We start from the raw sequence: 23311 nt of genomic DNA, 5'->3' as shown, positions 1-23311 counted from the left end.
GATGAACTTCGGCGGCGACGAGGCGTACAACTCGAAGGTCGGCGGTGGCGGCGGGCGCGGCGGCGAACTCGGCGCTCCACGCACCGGCGACGGGCAGCGTGATGGCGGCGAGCAGCAGCCCGAGCGCGTTGAGCAGCATCAGGCCCAGGCCGGTGAGGAGCTGTCCGGCGGAGTGCACGGCCCCGTCGAGGACGTCGGCGAACCACACCGCCCCGACGGGCACGACAGCGGCCCAGGCGAAGAGGCCGAACCAGTGCCGGACGACGAAGGCGAGCGGGCTGGTGGCCCCGGCGAGGTAGGTGTCGCCCTGCCGGCAGTGCGCGAGTTCGTGCCGCACGACGGCTTCCGCGGCGGCGCGGTCCCGCCGCCAGAGCACGACGAGCGGCGCGAAGACGGCGAGCCGCGGCCGCCGGGGGCGGCGGAGGTAGGCGAAGGCCAGCAGATCGGTGCGCCGCAGGTTGGCCCGGACTTCGACGCCGGGCAGCCGGGCCCGCGCGTAGGCCGTGATGGCGGCGAGGCTCGGGGTACGGAGGTCGTCGGTCAGCCGGTACCGGCGTTCGACGAGCCGCCCGCGCACGCCGGCCCCGGCCACGGTGACGACGGCGGCGAGCAGCACGAGGGCGGGCAGGAGATCGACGAGCCCGGCGACCCGCAGCAGGTCGCTGCCGGGAACGGTGGCGGCGGGGTTCGGGGTGCCACCGAGGAGGTCGAGCAGGGTGTCCCGCCAGGCCGGGAACTGCCGGGGCCCGGTCCAGCACAGGGCGGTGAGGAACCAGAAAAGCAGCCAGGGCGGCGCCGGCGACAGGGGTGGGGTGAGGGTTCGCGGGAGTGGCGCGGATACGCCCTGCCGAGCGTCGCCGCCCGTCATCGGCTTGGTTCCTCCGGTGGGGCCGCGGCCAGGAAGGCCCGGGTGCCCGCGCCGTCCTTGATCAGGGCCCGGACGATGCGGAACGTCAGGACCTCGCTGTCGGTCTCCGGCAGCCCCGCCGCCGTCAGCTCGGCGCTGATCGCGTCGATCAGGTGGTTCAGCTCGGGCAGCCCGGGCGCCTGCGGTTCCGCGGCCGGGGCCCGCTTCGCGCGGCGGCGGTCCCACAGGTCGCCGAGGTTCTTCAGCAGGGTCGAAATGCTGCTCGCGTTGCCGCCCAGCGCCGCCCAGATCGCGGGGCCGGTCACCGTCACCGCCGCCAGCACGTGCGGGAACAGCACGATCGGCGCGGTCACGTCGAAGCCGCCCGGGGCCGCGTTCGTGCGCGCGAACAGCTCCCGCCGCGCCGCACCGCCCGCCAGGTACGCCACCGTCATCGACGGGACCAGTTCCGCCTCGTCCGGTGCCACCTCCGCCGCCAGCCGGACCGCCCAGCCGATGACCTCGTCGCTCACCCGCTCCACCCCTTCTATGCGAACGCTTCGTGGAACTCCACCTCGTACGGGCCGGGCACGAACTTCCCGCCGAGCCCGAGCTCGACCACCACCGTCGCGCCCGCGGCGACCGCCGATCGCGCCTGGCCGAACAACTCCGCCACCTGCACGCCGCCGACGAAGAGGGTCAGCCGGAACAACCCGGTCCGCGGCCGGTCCGCCCGGTTCGTCACAGTGATCTCGCCGGTGAAGAAGCCGGTGCCGTCGTCACCCACCCGGGCGCCGCTCAGGTCCCACTGCCGGTCGCTTCCCCGCGCCGGGACGTCCACCGCGGACGGCGGCGGCGGGACTTCGGGCACCGGCGCGGCCGGCCGGCTCAGGAAGAGGACGAATCCGAGCAGCAGCGTGCCCGCGATCACCCCGAGCGCGTGCACTCCCGCGCGACGGACAACGCCCGGCACCCGATCCTCCACTGTGGACGAACGCCCGGCCGGGCGCCTGCGTCCGGGAGTCGCGCCGGCGGGCCAAGCCGTTACAAACTCCGCCGTAACGTCTCCGCGGCCGCCCGCGTCTACGCCGGTGACAGCACCGCCCCGCCTCTGTCAGATCGGGATTCCCTTGATCAGCAACCGAAAGATCGTCGCCGCGCTGACCGCCGGGCTGCTGCTCACCGCCGGCTGCGGCGGCGTCGAACAGGTCGCGAGCCCGGCGCCGGTTTCGACGACGGAAACGCCGTCGACGACCGCGACGCCGACGGAAACGCCGGAGACCACCACCGAGACGACGCCGGAGAGCACCTCGGAAACCCCGACCACCGAAGAAGAGACGACCACCACCACCTCGGAGACCGAAGAAGCGAGCCGGACGCCCTCCGGCTCCTGGGACGTCACGATTTCCGGCTCGGTCTCGGGCACCTCGTTCCGCCGGTCCGCGACGCTGCGCATCGTCGAGACGATCTCTTCGACCGGCACCACGAACGACGTCAACCCGGTCGACGTGTGCCTGGTCTCCGGCAACCCGGCCGGTCGGCCGCAACCCGGCGCCATCTGGTTCGGCTCGAACTCCGGCTGCGCCCCCGGCGCCGGCAAGGCCCACCTCGACCTGGCGACCGTCGACGTGGACGGCGACAGGGTCACCGTCGAGCCCGTGGAGAACATGGCCGCCACCGGTGGCAACGTCTTCACGTCGTCATCGAGCATCGCGGCCTGCCCGTTCTTCCCGGTGTCGGGACGGCTGCGGGTGACCGCCGGCAGCGGCGTCTCCGGCAGCATCGAGGTCACCGGCTACGGCGGCGCGTTCTGCGGCAACACGGTCTACCAGGCGAAGATCTCCGGCTGAGCCGTCAGCGCGGGACCGTCCGGTGGTGGCTGGTCACCCGGCCGTCGTCGTGGAGGACGTGCAGCAGCACGGCCGGCGGGCGGTCGTACTCCAGCGGCCCGCCCTCGGTCCAGCCGCTGTCGCCACCCGGCTCGATCGGCAGCAGCGAACCCGAGACGACGCCGGGCGCGATGCGCAGCGGGACACCGGCGAACGTCGTCGACGCGCCCGTGTGCACGTGCCCGGCCAGCAGCGCCTTCACTCGCGGGTGGCGGGCCAGCACGGCCGCCAGCCTGTCCTCGCCGGACTGGCGGATCGCGTCCACCAGCGGGACGCCCACCTCGACCGGTGGGTGGTGGAACGCGACGAACGCCGGGCCGTCGCCGCCGGAGAGGACGCTGTCGAGCCACGCCAGGGTCTCGTCGGCGAGGAAACCCGCGCCGCGGCCCGGGATCGTCGAGTCGCACAGCGCGAACAGCACGCCGCCGACCTCGTGGGCGAGGTCGATCGGGCCGTCGGACGCCGGGAGCGCGAGCAGTCCGGTGCGGAAGGCCGCCCGGACGTCGTGGTTGCCCGGGCACATCAGCACCGGCGCCGGGTGCTTCAGCAGTTCGGCGGCCCGCACGTACTCCTCCGCGGTGCCGTGGTCGGCGATGTCGCCGGTGACGACGACGGCGTCGACCGGCAGCTCGCCGAGGTAGCCCAGCACCGCCGCGACGCGGTCTTCCGCCCGCTGCCCGCCGTCGATGTGCAGATCGCTCAGGTGCGCGATGATCATCTTTCGTCCTTCCCCAGGTACGCCAAGGCTTTCACCCAGTTCGCGACCAGCACCGAGGACGCGGTGGCGAGGTCGCCGTCGCGCAGGGCCGCGGCGATGCGGCGGTGCTCGCCGATGCTCTCCCCGGCGTGGTCGCGCCGGGCGAAGTACGCCGATTCGTAGCGCTTGAGCAGCGGCTTCGTCTGCTCGATCAGCCGCAGCAGGTGCGGGTTCGGGCAGCGGGACAGCAGCAGGGCGTGCCACCGATCGTCCAATGCGGACAGATCACCACCGTCGGAACGGGCCATTTCGCCGGCGACGGCGTCGAGCGCGTCCGGCAGCCCGGCCAGCTCCAGCGGCGACGTCCAGCGCAGCGCGAGCGCTTCGAGCTCGGCCACCAGCGGGTAGAGCCGGCGTGCCTCGTCCGGGTCGAACGGCGGCACCAGGAACCCCCGGCCGGGCGCGGACACCAGCAGGCCGCGGTCGGCGAGCCCGATCAGCGCCTCCCGCAGAGGCGTCCGGCTGACGCCGAGCTCGCGGGCCAGGTGCACCTCGTTGACGCGGGCGCCGGGCGCGAGCCGCCGGTCGAGCACGCGCGCGGTGATCTGCTCGATGAGGTCGCTGCGCAACGGAGTGCGGGCCATGTCGCCCAGTATTGCATACAATACCTATCTACTGTATTCAGTTGCTATGACCTTCGACGTCGAACGCGCGCGCCGCGAGACCCCGGGCTGCGCCGAGGTGGTCCACTTCAACAACGCGGGCGCGGCGCTGCCCCCGGCGGTCGTGACCGACACCGTCGTCGAGTACCTGCGCCACGAAGCGCTCGTCGGCGGGTACGAAGCCGCCGCCGGGGCCGCGGATCGCCTCGACGCGGTCTACGCGTCGGTCGCCCGGCTGCTCGGCGCGGGCAGCGACGACATCGCGCTCACCGACAACGCGACCCGCTCCTGGCAGGCGGTGTTCTACGCGCTGCCGTTCGGCCCCGGCGACCGGATCCTCACCTCGCGGGCGGAGTACGCCAGCAACGCGATCGCGTTCCTGCAGGTCGCCCGGCGCACCGGCGCGGTGGTCGAAGTGATCGGCGACGACGGGTCCGGGCAGCTGGACGTCGAAGAGCTGAAGCGGCGCGTCGACGGCGACGTCAAGCTGATCGCCGTCAGCCACGTCCCCACCCAGGGCGGGCTGGTGAACCCGGCCGAGGAGATCGGCGCGGTCGCGGCGGCGGCCGGCATCCCGTTCCTGCTGGACGCGTGCCAGTCGGCGGGCCAGCTCGACCTCGACGTCACGCGCCTGAAGTGCGACGCCCTGTCGGGGACCGGCCGCAAGTACCTGCGCGGGCCGCGCGGCACCGGCTTCCTCTACGTGCACCCGCGGCTGCGCGAGCGGCTGGAGCCGGCCATGCTCGACCTGCACTCGGCGAGCTGGGAAGCGCCGGAGGAGTACGTCGTCGACCCGACGGCCAAGCGCTTCGAGGTGTGGGAACGCGACTTCGCCGCGGTGCTCGGCCTCGGCGCGGCCATCGACTACGCCCTCGGATGGGGCCTGCCGTCGATCGAGTCCCGCGTCGCCTCTCTGGCGGCGACGCTGCGGGACCGGCTGGCCGAAGCGGGCGCCCGGGTCCACGACGCCGGAGCGCGCAAGTGCGGCCTGGTCACCTTCAGCGTCGACGGCACCCCGGCGGCGGAGGTCAAGGCCCGGCTGGCGGAGGCGAACATCAACACGTCGCTGTCGACGCGCACCTCGGCGCAGTACGACTTCACCGCACGGGCGTTGCCGGACATGGTCCGGGCGTCGGTGCATTACTACAACACCGAGGACGAGATCGACCTGCTGGCGCGGGAAGTCGAGAAGCTCTAGAAGGCGTTCACACCGGTCAGCTCGGCGGACACCGTCCAGAGGCGTTCGGCGAGCACCGGGTCGACCGCGTAGTCCTTCACCCCCGTGCGGGTGCCGTCCGCCGGCGCGGGCTCGGCGATGTCGCAGTCCTCGAGGTACACCCCGCCGAGGCCGTCGAGCTGCGCGGACGTCGCGGCCCAGACCTGGGTCGCCGCGCCCTGCTCCGGCGTCTTCGCGCCGCCGGTGACCCGGCCCGACTCGTCGACCATGCCCGCGTCGACCAGCTCCTGGCGGTCCAGGTGGCGCACGAGGTCGGTGAGGATCCGGCCGGGGTGCAGGGCGAACGCGCGGACGTCGCGGTCTCGCGCGAGCTTGTCGAGCTGCACCGCGAAGAGCACGTTCGCCGTCTTCGCCTGGCCGTAGGCGAGCCACTTGTCGTAGCCCCGCTCGAAGTTCAGGTCGTCGAAGCGCACCGGGCCGTAGTGGTGGCCGCGCGAGGACACCGAAACCACCCGGGCTCCGGTGCGGAATGCCGGCCGGAGCCGGTTCACCAGCGCGAAGTGCCCGAGGTGGTTGGTGGCGAACTGCGCCTCCCAGCCCGGTCCGACGCGGGTCTCCGGCAAGGCCATGATGCCCGCGCTGCCGATGAGGACGTCGATCCCGCGTCCCGAAGCCAGGAAGCGCTCGGCGAAGGCGCGGACGCTCTCGAGGTCGCCGAGATCGAGTTCGTCGATCTCCACGTTTTCGATGTCCTGCACCGCTTTTTCGGCCGTGGCGCGGCGCCGCGCCGGGACGACGACGTGCGCGCCCGCGCCCGCCAGCGCGCGCGTGGTTTCCAGGCCGATGCCGGAGTAGCCGCCGGTGACGACGGCGAGCCTGCCGGTCAGGTCGCGGCCGGCCAGGACTTCGGCCGCCGTGGTGGAGGCGCCGAAACCCGAGCCGATCCTGTGCTGTGCGGTGGTCATGCCGCCGACGCTACGACCTGGAGCGGACTCCAGCGCAAGCTCAGCCCTTGAGCAGCTGCCGCGCGATCACGAGCTTCTGGATTTCGCTGGTGCCTTCGTAGATCCGGAACAGCCGCGCGTCGCGGTAGATGCGCTCGACCGTGACACCGCGGACGTACCCCGTCCCGCCGTGCACCTGCACCGCGCGGTCCGCGACCCGGCCGAGCATCTCGGTGCAGAACAGCTTCGCCGACGACGGCCCGAGTTTGCGGTCCTCGCCCGAGTCGTACTTCGCCGCCGCTTCGTGGACCATCGCGCGGCCGGCCGCGAGTTCGGCGTGGGACTCCGCGAGCAGCGCCTGCACCAGCTGGTATTCGCCGATAACCCGGCCGCCCTGGCGCGCGGTCCGCGCGTATTCGACGGCTTCGGCGAGCGCTCGTTCGGCCAGTCCGACGCACAGCGCCGCGATGTGCAGGCGGCCGCGGGCGAGCGAGGCCATCGCGATGCCGAAACCCTCGCCCTCTTCGCCGACCAGCGCGTCGGCGGACAGCTCGACGTCGTCGAAGACGACCTCCGACGTCCACGCGCCGGCCTGGCCCATCTTCGTGTCGTGCGGGCCGATGGTGACGCCGGGCGCGCCCGCGGGCACGAGGAACGCGGAAATGCCGCGGCTGCCGGTGCTTTCCGGATCGGTGCGCGCGAACGTGACGAACACTTCGGCGAGCGGGGCGTTGGTGATGAACCGCTTGGTGCCCGAGAGCCGGTAGCGGTCGCCGGCGCGGACCGCGCGGCTGGTCAGGCCGCCCGGGTCGGAGCCCGCCTCGGCTTCGGTGAGCGCGAACGACGCGATCGCCTGGCCGGCGGCCAGCCGCGGCAGCCAGCGGGCGCGCTGGTCCGGCGTCCCGTGGTGCACGATCGCCTGGCCGGCGATGCCGTTGTTGGTGCCGAACAGCGACCGGAAGGCGGGCGTCGTCCAGCCGAGCTCGACGGCCAGCCGCACGTCTTCGGCCATGCCGAGGCCGAGCCCGCCGTATTCCTCCGGCAGCGCCCAGCCGAACAGCCCGAGCTCGGCGGCCTTTTCCCGGATTTCGGCGGGAATCTCGTCGCGTTCGTCGATCTCGGCCTCGCGGGGCACGACTTCCTTGCGCACGAAGTCCCGCACCGCGCCGAGGACCTGCCCGAAAACGTCCGCGTCCATGGGCGCACGCTACCCGCAACACTGCCCCCGAGGGCACGCCCGGACGCGGTAGCTTGGGCCGATGCGCAAGCCGATCACCGTCGTCATGGCCGCCCTCGCCGCGGTCCTCGTGCTGCCCTCGACCGCGTCCGCGACGCCCGGCAGCGGCGTCACCGGCACGATCCTGGCCCAGAAGACCATCGGGCACACCGACTACACGCTGCGGGAGGTCACCATCCAGCCCGGCGGCTACACGGGCTGGCACTTCCACGACGGCACGCTGTACGCGTACGTGAAGTCCGGCACGCTCACCCACAACACGGCCGACTGCAGCGTCGACGGCGTCTACCGCGCCGGACGCGCGTTCACCGAGGAGCCGGACCTGGTGCACATCGGCCGCAACCTCGGGTCGACGCCGTTGGTGCTGGAGGTCCTGTACGTGCTCCCGGCGGGCAGCCCGCTGTCGGAGGACGCCCCGAACCCGGGCTGCGGCTTCTAGCCGGCCAGCCACCCGGCGGCGTCCAGCCGGTACGCCGCCGGGTCGACGACCGCCCGCAGGTCGTCCTCGAGCGCCGCGATCCGCTCCGCGCCCACTGTCCGGGCCCAGTCCGCGCGCAGCTCGTCGAAGATTTCCGCCGACTTCCTGAGCGCGTCGACGCCGTGGGCCGTGAGCCGCACGATCTTGCGGCGTGCGTCGGCCGGGTCGTCGGCGCGTTCGACGTACCCGAGCGCCTCGAGCCGTTCGACGGTCTTGCCCGCCGCCTGCTTGGAAACACCCAGGCGGCGGCCGATCTCGGACGCCGTCACCCCCTGCGCGCCGACGGCCTGCATGGCGAAGCCGTACGACGGCCGCACGCCGGGGTGGCCGCGGCGGGCGAGCTCGGCGTGCAGGCGGTCGATGAGCGTGCGGAAGCCGCCGAAGAGCAGGAAGGGCAGCTCGTACCCCGGGGTGCCGGTCATGCGGGCTTGCCAGATTCGACAACCTGGTTTACGGTTTCGACAACCACGTTGACGATCCTATCTCGGGAGACGCCTTGTTCGCCGATCACACCCCGGAGTCTGCACCGCCCGCCGCCCGCCCCGCGATGGTGGCCACCGCGAAGAAGTTCGGCCGCGTACCGTCCGCCGTCGCCCGGCTGGCGACCTCACCCGAACTGCTGAACGGGTTCCTCAAGCTCAGCGCGATCTTCGAGGCCACGACCCTGACCCCGCTGGAACGCGAGGTGCTGATCATGACGGTGGCGGCGCGCAACGAGTGCCACCTCTGCGTGGCGATGCACACGGCCACGCTGACCCGCCTGTCCGCCGCCCCCGAACTGGTCTCGGCGCTGCGGGCGGGGTCCCCGCTGCCGGAGCCGCGGCTGGAGGCGCTGCGCGTCTTCGTCCACGCGGTCATGGACACCCGCGGCGAGGTCCCGGCCGCGCAGCTGGAGGCCTTCACCGGCGCCGGCTACACGGAGCGCAACGCCTTGGAGGTAGTGCTGGGGATCGGGACCTACACGCTGTCGACGTACGCGAACCGGCTCACCCGCGCCCCGCTCGACGACACCTTCGCCGAGCACGCCTGGCACGCGGCGCCGGTTTCGGCCTGACGTCCGGCCTCCACCGGCGCACGACCGCTCCGACGTAGGTTCATATCCACAGCGTCCGCGCAGGATTGCGCAGCGAAGTTCACCGGATCAGGCTTCCGGTTGTCCACCATGATCCACCGGTGTAACGTCGCAACCCTTCTCGCCGACTCGACGAGAAGAGCCGAAGTGCACACGTACTCAATCGGAGATCACATGACAGGCGGAACGGAGGGTGGAGGAGGCTTTCGCCTCTTTCAACTCTGACAGAAATCACGAAAACAGGCTGTTTAGCGGTGGCTAGACAGCCTGTTTTCGTGAGCGCGGCTGCATGTCCAGCTCCACCCCGATACAGGTGCCCAGATCCGGCCTGCGAGCCACGAAGACCACCACATAGTCGTCACCGTCCCAGTGCTCGTCGACCGTCCGCAGGCCGCGACGGGTGACGGCGGGCTGCACACCACCCGCGTCCTTGATCCGGATCTCGTAACGAAAGTCGATGACCTGATTGGTGAAGAGGACGTCGAAGAGCTCGGGCGAGCGAGCGGACCGGAGGTCCGCCGAAAATTTCGGCCACCGCCATTCGACCGTCACCGTGTCGCCTTCCTGGACCTTGCTCGTCAGGTGAACGATCACATTGTGCTTGGGCTTTCCGTCGGCGGACTGAGCCCACGAGTACGTCGAGTACGCGCGGACGTCGCGATTCTTGCCGCCACCGTTCCGAAAGTGGGCATAGTGCTTGACCCGCCTCTTCGCCCGATCGCCGAGGGATGCCGAACCATAGTAGATGCAGTTCAGTTTCACGAAGTGCGGCTCGGCGTCGCTGACCGGTGATATCTTCTGCTCGATGCGGATGACGCAGTCGCCGTTGGGCGCGATCTCCACCAATTGACGCCACTTCTTCACATGGAAGGGGTTCTGCGGGTTCACGAGATTGACGTAACGATTGATCATTCCGGCGTCGCGCTCTATCCTCGCATAGAGCCGCCGGCGCTCGGCGATGCCCAAGAGCAGCACCAGTACCGCGGCCACGGCCACCGCGGTCACGCTCGTCAAGCGAAACCAGGTGGTGCCGAAGAGTGTGCTGAGAATGCTGCCGACACCGAAGAAGGTCACGACACCCGCGCCAAGGCGGCCATAGCCGTACTCGGCCACGTAATCGTCGAGAGCACCGACCAACCTGTCGAGCATCGCGGCGCCTCCCGAGCCTAGCCCTGGATATCAACGCCTTTCCACTGTAGCTCCTCACGGTCACCGTTCCCCGGTCACCGTTTTGAATCGGCCGATCCCGCGGCGGCCAGCCACGCGGCCTGACTTTGCGGCACCCATCACCAATACCATGCGATTTCACACTGCCCAATGGACAAATTCCAGACAGTTCCACCACGCCGTCACCCGTACGGCGCAAACAGGCGGCACAACGAGTGACCGCACCCGCTTCGTACGCTTCCCCGGAACGTCGCTATGGCTTCACGGCACGACGGCGCGGCCGGTCGCCTCACCTTCGACGAGGGCGCGGTAGGCCTCGGCGACGACCGCCACCGGCGTCCCGCGGCGGCCGTCCTCCCCCATCGCTTCCAGCGTCTCGCTGATCCAGCCCGGACTGACGACGTTGATCCGCGGACCGGACGGCAACTCGGCGGCGGCCGACCGGACGAAGCCCTCGAGCCCGGCGTTGACCAGCGCGCCGAGCCCGCTGCCCGGGATCGGCTCGGTGAACGTGCCACCGGTGAGCGTGATCGAGCCCGTGGCGGGCAGGCGCGCCACCGCGCGCCGGGCCAGCGCGACCTGGCCCAGCAGCTTGGCGCGCAGGTCGTCGAGCACCTGCGCGTCGGTCAGTTCGGCGAGCGGGCGCAACGGGACGTTCGCGGCGCAGCACACGACGGCGTCCGGGGCGGTCTCGAACAGCGCGTCGAGCGACGCGGGCTCGTTCAGGTCCGCGGAGAACGACGAAGCCCGCGAGACGGGCACGACCTCGTGCCGTGGTTCGAGGGCGGCGGCGACGGCTCGTCCGACGAGCCCGGTGGCTCCCAGCAGGATGATCTTCACGTCTCGACGCTAGCGGCCCGGGCAACCGATTTTCGCCCGAACCCTTTGCGCCGCAACAGGAATCCCGTTTTTGTCGGTGGTCGCCGATAGTGTCCTCGATGTTCGGTCAGAAGCTGATCCGAGGTCCGAGGAGGACGCTTGAGAACACTGGGGAAGTACACCGCGGCCATCGTCGTGGCGGTGCTGGCAGGGGGGATCCTGGCCGGGGCACCGGCCGCCGAAGCGGCGGAGGGGTGCCAGTGGGCGCCCACCACGCTGCCGGTGCCCGACGGCTACCGGCTCGAAAACCTGGGCGCGGGTGACGGCGCGGGGGCGATCGCCGCCACCGTGCGGTCGATGTCACCCGACGGGACGCTCGCCGGCGTGGTCTGGCGTGCCGACGGCCCGCACCTGCTCGGCACCGCGTTAGGGCTGCCCACCGAGCTGTCCGACGTCAACGCGTCCGGCGTCGCGGTCGGTTCGTACACCGATCCGCGGGAGTTCGGGGAGTTCCCCCTGAACCACGCCGTCCGGTACGCCGGCGGCGGCTTCGAACGGCTGCCCGACCCGCCGGGGTACACGAACACCAAGGCCTTCGCCGTCAACGCACGCGGCGACATCCTGGGCGCGGCCGGCGAAACCGCGGCCAACCCCGTGAACGCCACGGTCGTGTGGCCGGCGGACGCGCCGGGCACCGTCGAAGTGCTCCTCCCGTCGCCGGCCTGGCAGGTCCAGGCCGGCATCGACGACAACGGCACGGTCGCGGCGGCGGTCCTCGACTGGTCCACCGGTGGTCACCTCGTGGGCCGGGTGCTGCCGAAGGGCGGTCCCGCGATCGGCATGGCGTCGCCGGTTCCCTCCGGTGACGTGGTGCCCGAGGTGATCACGACGCAGCGGATCGCCGGGTACGCGGGCGACGCCGGGGCGTTCCTCTGGCACCTCGACGGCTCGGTCGACCGCGCGCTGCCGGGTCTGCGGAACGTTGCGGCGATGAACTCCGCGGGGGCGATCGTGGGCGGCGCGGACGACGGGTCGACGCGGTACCTCCCGCCCGACGGCGGCCCGGCCCAGACCGTCGCGGCGGCCGGCCGGAACGCCCTGCCTCATGAAGTGGCGGAGAACGGTGACGTCTTCGGCACCGCGACGGTGTACTCACCGGATCCCGCGACGGCGGTGGTGCGCTGGCACTGCGGCTGACCGGCCGGGAACTCCCCGGAAAAATCTTCCGCGGCCCGTGTCCGGTCCTCCGCGACGGCTCCGACCTCCAGGTGAAACCGACCACGGAGAAGGAGCGGACATGGAGAACCCGGCCGGACGGCGGGAATGGCTCGGGCTGGCGGTGCTCGTGCTGCCCACCCTGCTCGTCGCGATGGACATGACCTCGCTGTTCCTCGCCCTGCCGCAGCTGAGCGCGGATCTCGGCGCGAGCGGCACCGAACAGCTGTGGATCACCGACAGCTACGGCTTCGTCGTCGCCGGGTTCGTCATCACCATGGGCACCCTCGGCGACCGGATCGGGCGGCGGCGCCTGCTGCTCGCCGGCGGTGGGGCCTTCGGCCTGCTGTCGGTCGTCGCCGCGTTCTCGACCGGGCCGGTGATGCTCATCGTCGTGCGCGGGGCGCTCGGCGTGGCCGGGGCGACGCTGATGCCGTCGACGCTCGCCCTGATCACGAACATGTTCCGCGACGCGAAGCAGCGCGGGCAGGCCATCTCGATCTGGGCCACCTGCCAGTTCGCGGGCGGCGCGGCCGGGCCCGTGTTCGCCGGCTTCCTGCTCCAGCACTTCTCGTGGGGTTCGGTGTTCCTCGTCGCCGTCCCCGCCGTCGCCGTGCTGCTCGTCGCCGGACCGTTCCTGCTGCCCGAGTTCCGCGCGCCGGTGTCCGGGCGGCTGGACCTGCCCGGTGTGGCGCTCTCGCTGGCCGCGGTGCTGCTGGTCGTGTTCGGCCTGAAGCAGCTGGCCACCGGCTCGCTCGGCCTGCCGATCGCGGCGATCACCGCCGGGACGCTGCTGGGCGCCGTCTTCGCCCGCCGTCAGCTGACCACCGCCTCGCCGCTGCTGGACCTGCGGCTGTTCCGGAACCGCCCGTTCACCGCGGTGCTGGTCGCGCTGGTGTTCGCCGGGGTCGCGATGGCCGGCGTCGGCCTGCTGGTGACGCAGTACCTGCAGAGTGTCCTCGGCCACTCCCCGCTCGTCTCGGCGCTGCTGTTCGCCCCGATGGGCCTGGGCGTGGCGGCGGGCACGATGACGGCGCCGTCGCTGACGCGGTGGCTCACCCCGGCCACGGCGATCGCGGGCGGCCTGGCGGTGTCCGCGGCGGGCAGCTGCCTGCTGGCGGTCACCGACGGCGCGGTACCGGTCGTGGTGGGCATCACGGTGCTGACGCTGGGCACGGGCCCGCTGTTCGCGCTGGGCATCGGCCTGGTGGTCGGCTCGGTCCCGCCGGAGCGCGCGGGTTCGGCGGCCTCGATGGCGGACACCGGCAACTACCTGGGCGGCTCGCTGGGCATGGCCCTGATCGGCCTCACCGCGGCGGCGGTGTACCGCGGCGCGTTCCCGGCGGGCACCACACTCGCCGTCGACGTCACCCGGCCGGCGGTGGCCGAGCAGGCGAAGGCGGCGTTCACGACGGCGCTGAACGTGACGGGCGTGATCGCGGCGGTGCTGTTCGCGGGGCTGGCCCTGCTGGTGACGTCGATGCGCCGCGCCGAAGCGGCGCTGCCGGCCATGGCGGGGTGAATTCGGGCACGTCCTGGACGAGGCCAAACAGCGGATGGACCGGCTGGCGGACGACGACTGATGTCAATCGGTGATGTCAGCGGGGCCCTCAATGATCTTGGGGGCCCGTTTTCGCTGGTGGGCGCAGCAGGGTTCGAACCTGCGACCGCTCGGGTGTAAGCCGAGTGCTCTTCCGCTGAGCTATGCGCCCGGTCGGCGGCGGCCCCGCGAGGGAGCCGCCGCCGGAAGATCAGACCAGTTCCGCCACGGCCTTCTTCCAGCCCTGCTGGTCGCGGGCCTCGCCCGGGGCGTTGACCTCGGCGAACCGGACCACACCGGCAGTGTCGATCAGGAACGTGCCGCGGACCGCCAGACCGGCGTCCTCGTTGAAGACACCGTACGAGCGAGCCACCTCGCCGTGGGGCCAGAAGTCGGACAGCAGCGGGAACTGGTAGCCCTCCTTCTCGGCCCACGCCTTCAGCGAGAACGGCGTGTCGACCGAGACGCCCAGCACCTGGACGCCCTTGTTGTCGTAATCCGCGAACTCGTCGCGGAGCTGGCACAGCTCGCCCGTGCAGATGCCGCTGAACGCGAACGGGTAGAACACCAGCAGCACCGGCTTGTCACCGCGGAACGACGACAGCTGGACGGGCTGCTTGTTGTAGTCGTTGAGCGTGAAGTCAGGGGCCTCAGAACCGACCTCGACGGTCATACCAGCGTTTCCTCTCCCGAACGGACACGTGCCTGCGACGACAACCCTATCGTGTCCGCCCGGCGGGACCGGCTCAGCGCTGCTTCGACTTCGACTTCGGCGACACCAGGCGGGTGCCGATCCAGTTCGGGCCGACGCTGATGTTGGCCGTCTGGGCCAGGCCGACGGCGGGCACCGCTTCGGCGATTTCGCTCGGCTCGACGTGCCCTGGCTGTCCCGTCTTGGGGGTGAGCACCCAGATCACGCCGGTCTCCTCCAGGGGACCCCTGGCGTCGATGAGCGCGTCGCCCAGGTCGCCGTCGTCCTCGCGCCACCAGAGCAGCACCACGTCGATGACCTCGTCGGCGTCCTCGTCGAGGATGTCCCCGCCGATCTGCTCCTCGATCGCCGCGCGGACGTCGTCGTCGACGTCCTCGTCCCAGCCGATCTCCTGGACCACCATCTCGGGCTTGATGCCGAGCCTCTCGGCGACGCTGCTCTGATCAGCGTCTCCCGCGGCGACCACTGCTTTCACTCCTCCAACTACGACGGAGCGTGGCTTCGCAGCACCCGCGAAGGGTACGACTTCGCCACACTCGGCTACCCGGTTGCCGATAGCGAACACTGGTGAGGCTCCGCGCGCAACCGTCCACACCGGATCTTTGACAACTCGTGTCGCAGGATACGGCCCGCGACCGGCCCCCCGCGACGGCGTTTCGGGTGCCTGGCGCCCCCGGTCTGCCACCCCTGGAAGGGTCGTCCCCTAGGGTGGGGAGGAAGAAAACGCGCGCGCGATACACCGCGCGCAGGGAGTGGCTCGACCGGGTCGGCCTATGTTACCGCCAAGTAGCGGTGCGGAAGCCGGGACGGAAGACGACGATGGAGAGTCGTACACCCCCGCGTACGAGCACCACCGGCTACAACTTTTCGCAAGGAGACCCCTTGGCCCCGCAGAACGACGGCGCCTCCGGCAAGGAGACCCCGGCACGCGTACGCGTCATCCGTGACGGACTGGCGGCGCACCTGCCCGACATCGACCCGGAGGAGACCGCCGAGTGGCTGGACTCCTTCGACGAGGCTCTGGCGAGGGGCGGGCAGCAGCGAGCCCGGTACCTGATGCTGCGCATCCTCGAGCGGGCCCGCGAGCGGAACGTCGGCGTCCCGGCCCTGACCTCGACGGACTACGTCAACACGATCCCCACCGAGAACGAGCCGTGGTTCCCCGGCGACGAGGACATCGAGCGCCGCTACCGCGCCTGGATCCGCTGGAACGCGGCGATCATGGTGCACCGCGCGCAGCGCCCCGGCGTCGGCGTCGGCGGCCACATCTCGACGTACGCCTCCTCGGCCGCCCTCTACGAGGTGGGCTTCAACCACTTCTTCCGCGGCAAGGACCACTCCGGCGGCGGCGACCAGATCTACATCCAGGGCCACGCCTCCCCCGGCATCTACGCCCGCGCGTTCCTCGAGGGGCGCCTGTCCGAGTCGCAGCTCGACGGCTTCCGCCAGGAGTTCAGCCACGCGGGTGAGGGCGGCGGCCTGCCGTCGTACCCGCACCCGCGGCTGATGCCGGAGTTCTGGGAGAACCCGACGGTGTCGATGGGCCTCGGCCCGATGAACGCCATCTACCAGGCCCGGTTCAACCGCTACCTGCGCGACCGCGGCATCAAGAACACCGACGACCAGCACGTCTGGGCGTTCCTCGGCGACGGCGAGATGGACGAGGCCGAGTCGCGGGGCCTCATCCACGTGGCGGCCGGCGAGGGCCTCGACAACCTGACCTTCGTGATCAACTGCAACCTGCAGCGGCTCGACGGCCCGGTGCGCGGCAACGGCAAGATCATCCAGGAGCTGGAGTCGTACTTCCGCGGCGCCGGCTGGAACGTCATCAAGGTGATCTGGGGCCGCGAGTGGGACTCGCTGCTGCACGCCGACCGCGACGGCGCGCTGGTCAACCTGATGAACGTCACCCCGGACGGTGACTACCAGACGTACAAGGCCAACGACGGCGCCTTCGTCCGCGAGCACTTCTTCGGCCGCGACCCGCGGACGAAAGACCTGGTCAAGGACCTCTCCGACGCCGACATCTGGAACCTCAAGCGCGGCGGCCACGACTACCGCAAGGTGTACGCGGCGTACAAGTCGGCACTCGAGCACCACGGCCAGCCGACGGTGATCCTGGCCCACACGATCAAGGGCTACGGCCTGGGCCCGGCGTTCGAGGGCCGCAACGCCACGCACCAGATGAAGAAGCTCACCCTCGACGACCTGAAGCTGTTCCGCGACTCGCAGCGGATCCCGATCAGCGACGAGGAGCTGGAGCGCAACCCGAAGCTGCCGCCGTACTACCACCCGGGCGCGAACTCGCCCGAGATCGAGTACATGATCGGCCGCCGCAAGGCGCTCGGCGGCTTCCTGCCGGAACGCCGTCCCAAGGCCGCCAAGGCCCTGGTGCTGCCCGGCGACAAGGTCTACGAGGGCATCCGGAAGGGCTCCGGCAAGCAGGAGGTCGCCACCACGATGGCGTTCGTCCGGCTGGTCCGCGAGCTGGCGAAGGACTCCGAGATCGGCAAGCGCGTCGTCCCGATCATCCCGGACGAGGCCCGCACCTTCGGCCTCGACTCGATGTTCCCGACGGCGAAGATCTACAACCCGCACGGCCAGACGTACACGTCGGTCGACGCGAGCCTGATGCTGGCCTACAAGGAGTCCGAGAAGGGCCAGCTGCTGCACGAGGGCATCAACGAGGCCGGCTCGACGGCGTCGTTCACCGCCGTCGGCACGTCGTACGCCACGCACGGCGAGCCGATGATCCCGATCTACATCTTCTACTCGATGTTCGGGTTCCAGCGCACCGGTGACGGCCTGTACGCGGCCGCCGACCAGATGGCCCGCGGGTTCGTGCTCGGCGCCACCGCCGGCCGGACCACCCTGACGGGTGAAGGCCTGCAGCACGCGGACGGGCACTCGCTGCTGCTGGCGGCGACCAACCCGGCCGCGGTGGCCTACGACCCGGCGTGGTCGTTCGAGATCGCGCACATCGTCAAGGACGGCCTGCGCCGGATGTACGGCGAGGCCGGCCCGGACGGCAACGGCGAGAACGTCTTCTACTACATGACGATCTACAACGAGCCGTACCAGCAGCCCGCCGAGCCGGAGAACCTCGACGTCGACGGCCTGCTGAAGGGTCTGTACAAGTACGCGGACGCGCCCGGGGGCGACGGCCCCGAGGTGCAGATCCTGGTCTCGGGCGTCACGATGCCGGACGCGCTGAAGGCGCAGCGGAAGCTGGCCGAGGAGTGGGGCGTGCGGGCCGCGGTGTGGTCGGCGACGTCGTGGACCGAGCTGCGGCGCGAGGCCGTCGAGATCGACCACGACAACCTGCTCTACCCGGGCAGCGAGCCACGCGTCCCGTACGTCACCGAGAAGCTGCGGGGCGCGAACGGGCCGGTCGTGGCGGTGTCGGACTGGATGCGCGCGGTGCCGGACCTGATCCGCCCGTACGTCCCGACCGACATGCTGACGCTGGGCACCGACGGGTTCGGCTTCTCCGACACCCGGCCGGCGGCGCGGCGGAAGTTCCTGATCGACGCCGAGTCGATCACCGTCGGCGCGCTGTCGATCCTCGCCAAGCGCGGCGAGATGGACCAGGCGAAGGTCCTCGAAGCGGCCACGAAGTACCGGCTCGACGACATCACGGCCGCCGGGCCGCAGACGTCGGATTCCGGGAACGCGTGATCTGCTGCTAGGTTCGGGACCCGGCAGACATCCGATGTCTGCCGGGTCCCGCTGCACGTAGGGAGTGATGAAGGTGACGAAGCGCCGGTTGCCCAAGCCGAGCGAGCTGCAGCAGATCCTGCGGCCGAAGCCGATCGTGCTGAACCCGACGGACCGGCGGCTGGCGAACGCGCACACCATCGCCGACCTGCGGACGATCGCCCGCAAGCGCACCCCGCGGGCGGCGTTCGACTACACCGACGGCGCGGCCGAGCTCGAGGACAGCCTGCGCCGCGCCCGGCAGGCGTACCGCCGCGTCGAATTCCACCCGAACGTGCTGCGCGGGGTGTCCGATGTGGACACGACCCGCGAGATCCTCGGCAAGACCTCGGCGCTGCCGTTCGCCTTCGCCCCCACCGGGTTCACCCGTATGATGCAGCACGAAGGCGAGCGCGCGGTGGCCCGCGTCGCCGAGCGCAACGGCATCCCGGTCGGGCTCTCGACGATGGCGACGACGTCGATCGAGGACCTCGCCGAAGCCGCGCCGGGCGCCCGCAAGTGGTTCCAGCTCTACGTCTGGCGCGATCACGGCGCCGGCGAAGATCTGATGAATCGGGCGTGGGCCGCGGGCTACGACACGCTCATGCTGACCGTGGACACCCCGGTCGGCGGGGCCCGCCTGCGCGACGTCCGCAACGGCCTGACCATCCCGCCGGCGCTCACGCTCAAGACGTTCCTCGACGGCGCGACGCACCCGGCGTGGTGGTTCAACCTGCTCACCACCGAGCCGCTGCAGTTCGCCTCGCTCAGCCACTTCGACGGCACGGTCGCGGAGCTGCTGAACAAGCTCTTCGACCCGACGCTGAACTTCGACGACCTCGACTGGGTCCGGCAGACCTGGCCCGGGAAGCTGGTGGTCAAGGGCGTGCAGAACGTCGACGACGCCCGCGACGTCGTGAAGCACGGCGCGGACGCGGTCCTGATCTCCAACCACGGCGGCCGCCAGCTGGACCGCGCGCCGACCCCCCTGGAGCTGCTCCCGGCGGTCCTCGACGAGGTCCAGGGCGAGGCGGAGGTCTGGATCGACACCGGCATCCTGTCCGGCGGCGACATCGTGGCGGCCATCGCCCGCGGCGCGGACGCGGTCCTGATCGGCCGCGCGTTCCTGTACGGCCTGATGGCCGGCGGCGAGCGCGGCGTCCAGCGCTGCGTCGACATCCTCCGCACCGAGATGGTCCGCACGATGCAGCTGCTCGGCGTCCGCACCCTCGCCGACCTCAAGCCTTCCCACGCGACCTTGCGCTAGACCTGTGCCGCGCCGCCGTCGACGAAGAACTCGGTGCCGTTGACGAAACTCGCCTCATCGGAGGCCAGGAACAGCGCCGCAGCCGCGATCTCCGCCGGGTCGCCGAGGCGACCCAGCGGGACCTGCGCCACGAGGCCGTCGATCAGACCCTGCTGTTCGTCGTCCGGCACCAGGCCCAGCATGCCCGGGGTGCGCGTCGGTCCGGGGCTCAGGACGTTGACCCGCGTGCCGGTGCCCTTGAGGTCGAGCGCCCAGCTTCGGGCGAGGTTGCGCACCGCCGCTTTCGTCGCCCCGTAGACGCCGAAGGCCGGGCCGGGCCGCTTCGACGCCGTCGAGCCGGTGAGGATGATCGACGCGTTCGCGTTCAGCAGCGGCAGCGCCTTCTGGACGGTGAAGAGCACGCCTTTGACATTGGTGTCGAAGGTCGTGTCGAACTGCTCCTCGGTGATCTCGCCGAGCGGGGCGAAGCTGCCGCCGCCGGAGTTGGCCACGACGACGTCCAGCCCCCGGCCGCGCTCGGCCACCGCGCGGTAGACCCCGTCGAGGTCGGCCAGGTTCGCCGAATCCGCCCGGATGGCTGTCACCCCGCCGCCGATCTCGGCGACCGCGTCGTCGAGGGCCTCCTTGCGACGCCCGGTGATGAACACGTGCGCGCCTTCGGCCGCGAACCGCTTCGCGATGGCGAGCCCGATACCGGTGCCCCCGCCGGTCACGACCGCGGTCTTGTTCTGCAGGTTCACAATGCTCCTCCGAGTTCTTGACTGTCTCGTCCAGAATGTACGCCGTTCTGGACGAGACAGTCAAGAATGGGTACCCTGAGGCCATGGCGAGACCCCGGAGCTTCGACGAGGCAGCGGTCCTGCGCGCGGCCAGGGACCAGTTCTGGGAGCACGGTTACGCGGGCACGAAGGTCGACGACATCGCCGCCGTGACCGGCCTCGGCAAGGGCAGCCTCTACGGCGCCTTCGGCGACAAGCACGCGCTCTACCTGCGCGTCTACGACTACTACTGCACCGAATCGACCGACGGCGTCCGGCGCCGGCTCGAAGGCCCCGACGACACGGCCTACCGCCGGCTCGCCGACCACGTGCGGGCCATCGCCGAGTCGGTCGCCGCCGACCGGGAGCGCCGCGGCTGCCTGATCGCGAAGGGCGCGGCCGAGTGCGCCGAGCACGACGAGGCGGTCGCCGCGCGCACCCGCCGGGCCTTCCGCGACCTGCAGGACTACCTGACGGCCTGCATCGCGGGCGCGCAGCGCGCGGGCGACATCGACGCCGGCCAGGACCCCGCCCACCTGGCCGGGCTCGTACTCGCGGTGCTGCGCGGCCTCGAAGCACTGGGCAAGGGCGGCGTCGAGCCGGAGGAAATCCGCGCGATCGCCGAGACCGCGCTCGCCGTGCTGCCGAAGCCGTGAACCACTGACCCGTTGGGCCAACTGGTCTCAACTTCTTGACGGACCGCCTGGTTTGTGACGAAGATCTCGGACACCCGCCGAAAGGCCGTTTTCGCATCGTGGAAAACGGAGGTCGCCCGTGTTCATCCAGGATCTCACTCCACTGGGCTCGCTGGGCCTGTCCGCGCTCGTGGCCGTGCTGCCGCTCGCCACCGTCCTCGTGCTGCTGGGCGCCGTCCGGATGCGGGCGCACCACGCCGCTCTCCTCGGGCTGCTCGTCGCACTGGTCGTCGGCATCGCCGCCTACGGGATGCCCGTCGTGCAGGCCGTCTCCGGGGCGCTGGAAGGTGCCGCGTTCGGGTTGTGGCCGATCATGTGGATCGTCGTCAACGCGCTGTGGATCTACCGGCTCACCGTGCGGACCGGGCACTTCGACGTCCTGCGCCGCTCGTTCGGCCGGATCTCCGACGACCCGCGCATCCAGGCCCTGATCATCGCCTTCTGCTTCGGCGCGCTCATGGAGGCCCTCGCCGGGTTCGGTGCGCCGGTCGCGATCAGCGCCGTGATGCTGGTGGCGGTCGGCTTCCACCCGGTCAAGGCCGCCGTCGTCGCGCTGGTCGCCAACACCGCGCCGGTCGCCTTCGGCGCCATGGGCACCCCGGTCGTCACCCTCGCCCAGGTCACCGGCCTGCCGCTGCAGGAGGTCTCGTCGATCGTCGGGCGCCAGACGCCGCTGCTCGCCCTCGTCGTGCCACTGCTGCTGGTGCTCATCGTCGACGGCAAGCGCGGCCTGAAGGACACCTGGCTGCCCGCGCTCGTCTGCGGGGTCGCGTTCGGGCTCGTGCAGTTCCTCGCCTCGAACTTCGTGTCGCCGCAGCTGGCCGACATCGGCGCGGCGCTCGCCGGCGCGGCCGCCCTGGTCGCCCTTCCCCAGACCCGGCGCCCGGTGCCGGAAGCCGTCCGGATCGGCACCGGCGGCACGGCGACCGCCGAAGCGCCGCCGGAAGACTCCCGCACCGACGTCGTCAAGGCCTACCTGCCGTACCTGCTCATCATCGTGATCTTCTCGATCGCCGTGCTGCCGCCGGTCAAGCGGCTGCTGGACAAGGCGACCTGGAAGTTCCACTGGCCCGGGCTGAACGTCGCCGCGCCGAACGGGAAACCGGTGTCCGGCAACACCTTCTCGCTGCCGATCCTCAACACCGGCGGCACACTGGTGCTGCTGGCCGGCGTCATCACGGCGGCGATCCTGGCGGTGAAGGCGAGCGGCGCCGCGAGCGAGTGGCTGGCCACGGTCAAGGAGCTGCGGTTCGCGATCTTCACCGTCGCCGGCGTGCTCGCGCTCGCCTACGTGATGAACCTGTCCGGCCAGACGACCACGATCGGCACGTTCATCGCCGCCGCGGGCGCCGGGCTCGCGTTCCTCTCGCCCGTGCTGGGCTGGTTCGGCGTCGCGGTTTCGGGATCCGACACCTCGGCGAACGCGCTGTTCGGCGCCCTGCAGGTGACCGCGGCGCACCAGACGGGCCTGCCCGCGGACCTGCTGGCCGCGGCGAACAGCTCCGGCGGCGTCCTCGGCAAGATGGTCTCGCCGCAGAACCTCACCATCGCCTGCGTGGCGGCGAACCTGCCCGGCGAAGAAGGGAAACTGCTGCGGAAGGTGCTGCCGTGGAGCATCGGGCTGCTGCTGGTGATGTGCCTGATCGTGTGGGGTCAGAGCACCGCGGCGCTCAGCTGGATGCTGCCGTGACCCCGGGCCGGGCGGCGACGCGCTGAGCGGAGCGGTTCCAGCTCCACCAGCCGTGCACGACGAGCCCGGCGAAGACGAGGTAGATCGCGGCGGAGAAGTAGAGCCCGGAGGAGATCTGCAGCGGGACGCCGATGGCGTCGACGGCCAGCCAGACCAGCCAGAACTCGACCAGCCCCAGGCCCTGCGCCCCGAAGGCGACCAGGGTGCCGACGAAGATGGCGGCGTCCGGCCAGGGCGCCCAGGACGCGTTCAGCGCGTCGAGGACCAGCGCCATCACGGTGGTGCCGACGACGAAGGCGCCGACCATGGCCAGCCGTTCGGCGAGCCGGCCCTTGCGGACGACGACGCCGAACACCGGGTCCTGGCGGCGCGTCCAGGCCCACCAGCCGTAGACGGAGATGGCGAGGATGGCGACCTGCCGCGCGGCGAGCCCGCCGAGGTGCGCGGAGACGTAGACGGCGAACAGCAGCACGGTGGCCCCGACCTGCACGGGCCACGTCCACAGGGTGCGACGCTGCGCGAGGAACACGACGGCGAGCGCGAACATCTGCCCGGCGAGCTCCGCGATCGAAATCCACTGGCCGAACACGGTGATCCCGTGGTGCAGCAGGAAGTCCACGTCACGCCCCTTTCGTCCTACCGCTCCCAACATGCTCCGGACGAGGGGCATTCCCCAGGGAGTGTGAGGGGCGAGACATCCCGGACCGTGGGACAGCGCGGGCGCGCCACGGCGCGGCGGGCGGGCAGCG

General features: G+C 71.2%; 24 protein-coding genes and 1 tRNA gene. 10 read left to right on the top strand and 15 right to left on the bottom strand.

The window, feature by feature from the left end; all coding sequences use genetic code 11:
* The 3 genes from ACWED2_RS29015 to ACWED2_RS29005 all read right to left on the bottom strand — a co-directional run.
* Positions 1-868 (bottom strand): hypothetical protein (locus tag ACWED2_RS29015; RefSeq protein ID WP_449693658.1); only part of this gene is annotated, 868 nt, incomplete at its 3' end.
* The gene (locus ACWED2_RS29010) at positions 865-1380 is read right to left on the bottom strand and encodes a hypothetical protein (protein WP_449693657.1); all 516 of its coding nucleotides are present in this window, start codon (positions 1378-1380) and stop codon (positions 865-867) included. The genes ACWED2_RS29010 and ACWED2_RS29015, both read right to left, overlap by 4 nt.
* A gap of 14 nt (positions 1381-1394) precedes the next feature.
* Entirely contained in the window at positions 1395-1820 is a 426-nt protein-coding gene (locus tag ACWED2_RS29005; RefSeq protein WP_449693656.1) for a hypothetical protein, read from the bottom strand.
* A gap of 157 nt (positions 1821-1977) precedes the next feature.
* On the opposite strand from ACWED2_RS29005, the gene ACWED2_RS29000 reads away from it, so the two are divergent.
* A complete protein-coding gene (locus tag ACWED2_RS29000) occupies positions 1978-2697 on the top strand; it encodes a hypothetical protein (protein WP_449693655.1) in 720 nt (239 codons plus the stop codon).
* Positions 2698-2701: 4 nt separating this feature from the next.
* Here ACWED2_RS29000 and ACWED2_RS28995 read toward each other — a convergent pair whose 3' ends face one another.
* Complete coding sequence (locus ACWED2_RS28995; protein ID WP_449693654.1) at positions 2702-3454, bottom strand: metallophosphoesterase; 753 nt, start codon at positions 3452-3454, stop codon at positions 2702-2704.
* Positions 3451-4077: a GntR family transcriptional regulator gene (locus ACWED2_RS28990; protein WP_449693653.1), complete on the bottom strand. Its 627-nt coding sequence runs from the start codon at positions 4075-4077 to the stop codon at positions 3451-3453. Before ACWED2_RS28990 ends, ACWED2_RS28995 begins: the two co-directional genes overlap by 4 nt.
* Positions 4078-4123: 46 nt before the next feature.
* On the opposite strand from ACWED2_RS28990, the gene ACWED2_RS28985 reads away from it, so the two are divergent.
* A complete protein-coding gene (locus ACWED2_RS28985; protein ID WP_449693652.1) occupies positions 4124-5293 on the top strand; it encodes an aminotransferase class V-fold PLP-dependent enzyme in 1170 nt (389 codons plus the stop codon).
* Here the strand turns inward: ACWED2_RS28985 and ACWED2_RS28980 are convergent.
* Positions 5290-6237, bottom strand: a complete 948-nt coding sequence (locus ACWED2_RS28980) for an SDR family NAD(P)-dependent oxidoreductase (RefSeq protein WP_449693651.1) — start codon at positions 6235-6237, stop codon at positions 5290-5292. The genes ACWED2_RS28985 and ACWED2_RS28980 overlap by 4 nt on opposite strands.
* A 40-nt stretch (positions 6238-6277) precedes the next feature.
* Positions 6278-7414, bottom strand: a complete 1137-nt coding sequence (locus tag ACWED2_RS28975; RefSeq protein ID WP_449693650.1) for an acyl-CoA dehydrogenase family protein — start codon at positions 7412-7414, stop codon at positions 6278-6280.
* Between the two features lie 61 nt (positions 7415-7475).
* Here ACWED2_RS28975 and ACWED2_RS28970 point away from each other — a divergent pair, with 61 nt between their 5' ends.
* Positions 7476-7892 carry a cupin domain-containing protein gene (locus ACWED2_RS28970; RefSeq protein ID WP_449693649.1) on the top strand — a complete coding sequence of 139 codons (417 nt, stop codon included), beginning with the start codon at positions 7476-7478 and terminating at the stop codon, positions 7890-7892.
* Here the strand turns inward: ACWED2_RS28970 and ACWED2_RS28965 are convergent.
* Complete coding sequence (locus ACWED2_RS28965) at positions 7889-8353, bottom strand: MarR family winged helix-turn-helix transcriptional regulator (protein WP_449693648.1); 465 nt, start codon at positions 8351-8353, stop codon at positions 7889-7891. The genes ACWED2_RS28970 and ACWED2_RS28965 overlap by 4 nt on opposite strands.
* A gap of 125 nt (positions 8354-8478) precedes the next feature.
* Here ACWED2_RS28965 and ACWED2_RS28960 point away from each other — a divergent pair, with 125 nt between their 5' ends.
* Positions 8479-8985, top strand: a complete 507-nt coding sequence (locus ACWED2_RS28960) for a carboxymuconolactone decarboxylase family protein (protein WP_449693665.1) — start codon at positions 8479-8481, stop codon at positions 8983-8985.
* A 276-nt stretch (positions 8986-9261) separates the two neighbouring features.
* Here ACWED2_RS28960 and ACWED2_RS28955 read toward each other — a convergent pair whose 3' ends face one another.
* Positions 9262-10152: a hypothetical protein gene (locus ACWED2_RS28955; RefSeq protein WP_449693647.1), complete on the bottom strand. Its 891-nt coding sequence runs from the start codon at positions 10150-10152 to the stop codon at positions 9262-9264.
* Positions 10153-10431: 279 nt separating this feature from the next.
* Complete coding sequence (locus ACWED2_RS28950) at positions 10432-11010, bottom strand: short chain dehydrogenase (protein ID WP_449693646.1); 579 nt, start codon at positions 11008-11010, stop codon at positions 10432-10434.
* Positions 11011-11148: 138 nt separating this feature from the next.
* On the opposite strand from ACWED2_RS28950, the gene ACWED2_RS28945 reads away from it, so the two are divergent.
* Both ACWED2_RS28945 and ACWED2_RS28940 read left to right on the top strand, forming a co-directional pair.
* Entirely contained in the window at positions 11149-12186 is a 1038-nt protein-coding gene (locus ACWED2_RS28945; protein ID WP_449693645.1) for a hypothetical protein, read from the top strand.
* A 100-nt stretch (positions 12187-12286) separates the two neighbouring features.
* Positions 12287-13726, top strand: a complete 1440-nt coding sequence (locus ACWED2_RS28940) for an MFS transporter (RefSeq protein WP_449693644.1) — start codon at positions 12287-12289, stop codon at positions 13724-13726.
* Between the two features lie 115 nt (positions 13727-13841).
* Here the strand turns inward: ACWED2_RS28940 and ACWED2_RS28935 are convergent.
* The 3 genes from ACWED2_RS28935 to ACWED2_RS28925 form a co-directional block, all read right to left on the bottom strand.
* Positions 13842-13916: transfer RNA gene (locus ACWED2_RS28935), tRNA-Val, on the bottom strand.
* Between the two features lie 39 nt (positions 13917-13955).
* Complete coding sequence (locus ACWED2_RS28930) at positions 13956-14417, bottom strand: peroxiredoxin (RefSeq protein ID WP_449693643.1); 462 nt, start codon at positions 14415-14417, stop codon at positions 13956-13958.
* A 73-nt stretch (positions 14418-14490) separates the two neighbouring features.
* Entirely contained in the window at positions 14491-14922 is a 432-nt protein-coding gene (locus ACWED2_RS28925) for a DUF3052 domain-containing protein (protein WP_003084504.1), read from the bottom strand.
* A 416-nt stretch (positions 14923-15338) separates the two neighbouring features.
* On the opposite strand from ACWED2_RS28925, the gene aceE reads away from it, so the two are divergent.
* Together aceE and ACWED2_RS28915 are read left to right on the top strand one after the other, a co-directional pair.
* A complete protein-coding gene (aceE, locus tag ACWED2_RS28920) occupies positions 15339-18134 on the top strand; it encodes a pyruvate dehydrogenase (acetyl-transferring), homodimeric type (RefSeq protein ID WP_449693642.1) in 2796 nt (931 codons plus the stop codon).
* A 73-nt stretch (positions 18135-18207) separates the two neighbouring features.
* On the top strand, positions 18208-19419 hold the full coding sequence (locus tag ACWED2_RS28915; RefSeq protein ID WP_449693664.1) for an alpha-hydroxy acid oxidase: 1212 nt from the start codon (positions 18208-18210) through the stop codon (positions 19417-19419).
* Here ACWED2_RS28915 and ACWED2_RS28910 read toward each other — a convergent pair.
* Entirely contained in the window at positions 19416-20162 is a 747-nt protein-coding gene (locus ACWED2_RS28910; protein WP_449693663.1) for an SDR family oxidoreductase, read from the bottom strand. The two genes, ACWED2_RS28915 and ACWED2_RS28910, sit on opposite strands and share 4 nt — an antisense overlap.
* An 80-nt stretch (positions 20163-20242) precedes the next feature.
* On the opposite strand from ACWED2_RS28910, the gene ACWED2_RS28905 reads away from it, so the two are divergent.
* Both ACWED2_RS28905 and ACWED2_RS28900 read left to right on the top strand, forming a co-directional pair.
* Positions 20243-20833 carry a TetR/AcrR family transcriptional regulator gene (locus tag ACWED2_RS28905; protein ID WP_449693641.1) on the top strand — a complete coding sequence of 197 codons (591 nt, stop codon included), beginning with the start codon at positions 20243-20245 and terminating at the stop codon, positions 20831-20833.
* A 118-nt stretch (positions 20834-20951) separates the two neighbouring features.
* Entirely contained in the window at positions 20952-22562 is a 1611-nt protein-coding gene (locus ACWED2_RS28900; RefSeq protein ID WP_449693640.1) for an L-lactate permease, read from the top strand.
* Here the strand turns inward: ACWED2_RS28900 and ACWED2_RS28895 are convergent.
* Positions 22543-23181 carry a nicotinamide mononucleotide transporter family protein gene (locus ACWED2_RS28895; RefSeq protein WP_449693639.1) on the bottom strand — a complete coding sequence of 213 codons (639 nt, stop codon included), beginning with the start codon at positions 23179-23181 and terminating at the stop codon, positions 22543-22545. The two genes, ACWED2_RS28900 and ACWED2_RS28895, sit on opposite strands and share 20 nt — an antisense overlap.
* Positions 23182-23311: the final 130 nt, after the last annotated feature.

This window comes from Amycolatopsis sp. NPDC005003, from assembly GCF_053600695.1.
The sequence above is the reverse complement of the archived record's forward strand: the minus strand, read 5'-3'. Positions and strand labels throughout refer to the sequence as shown.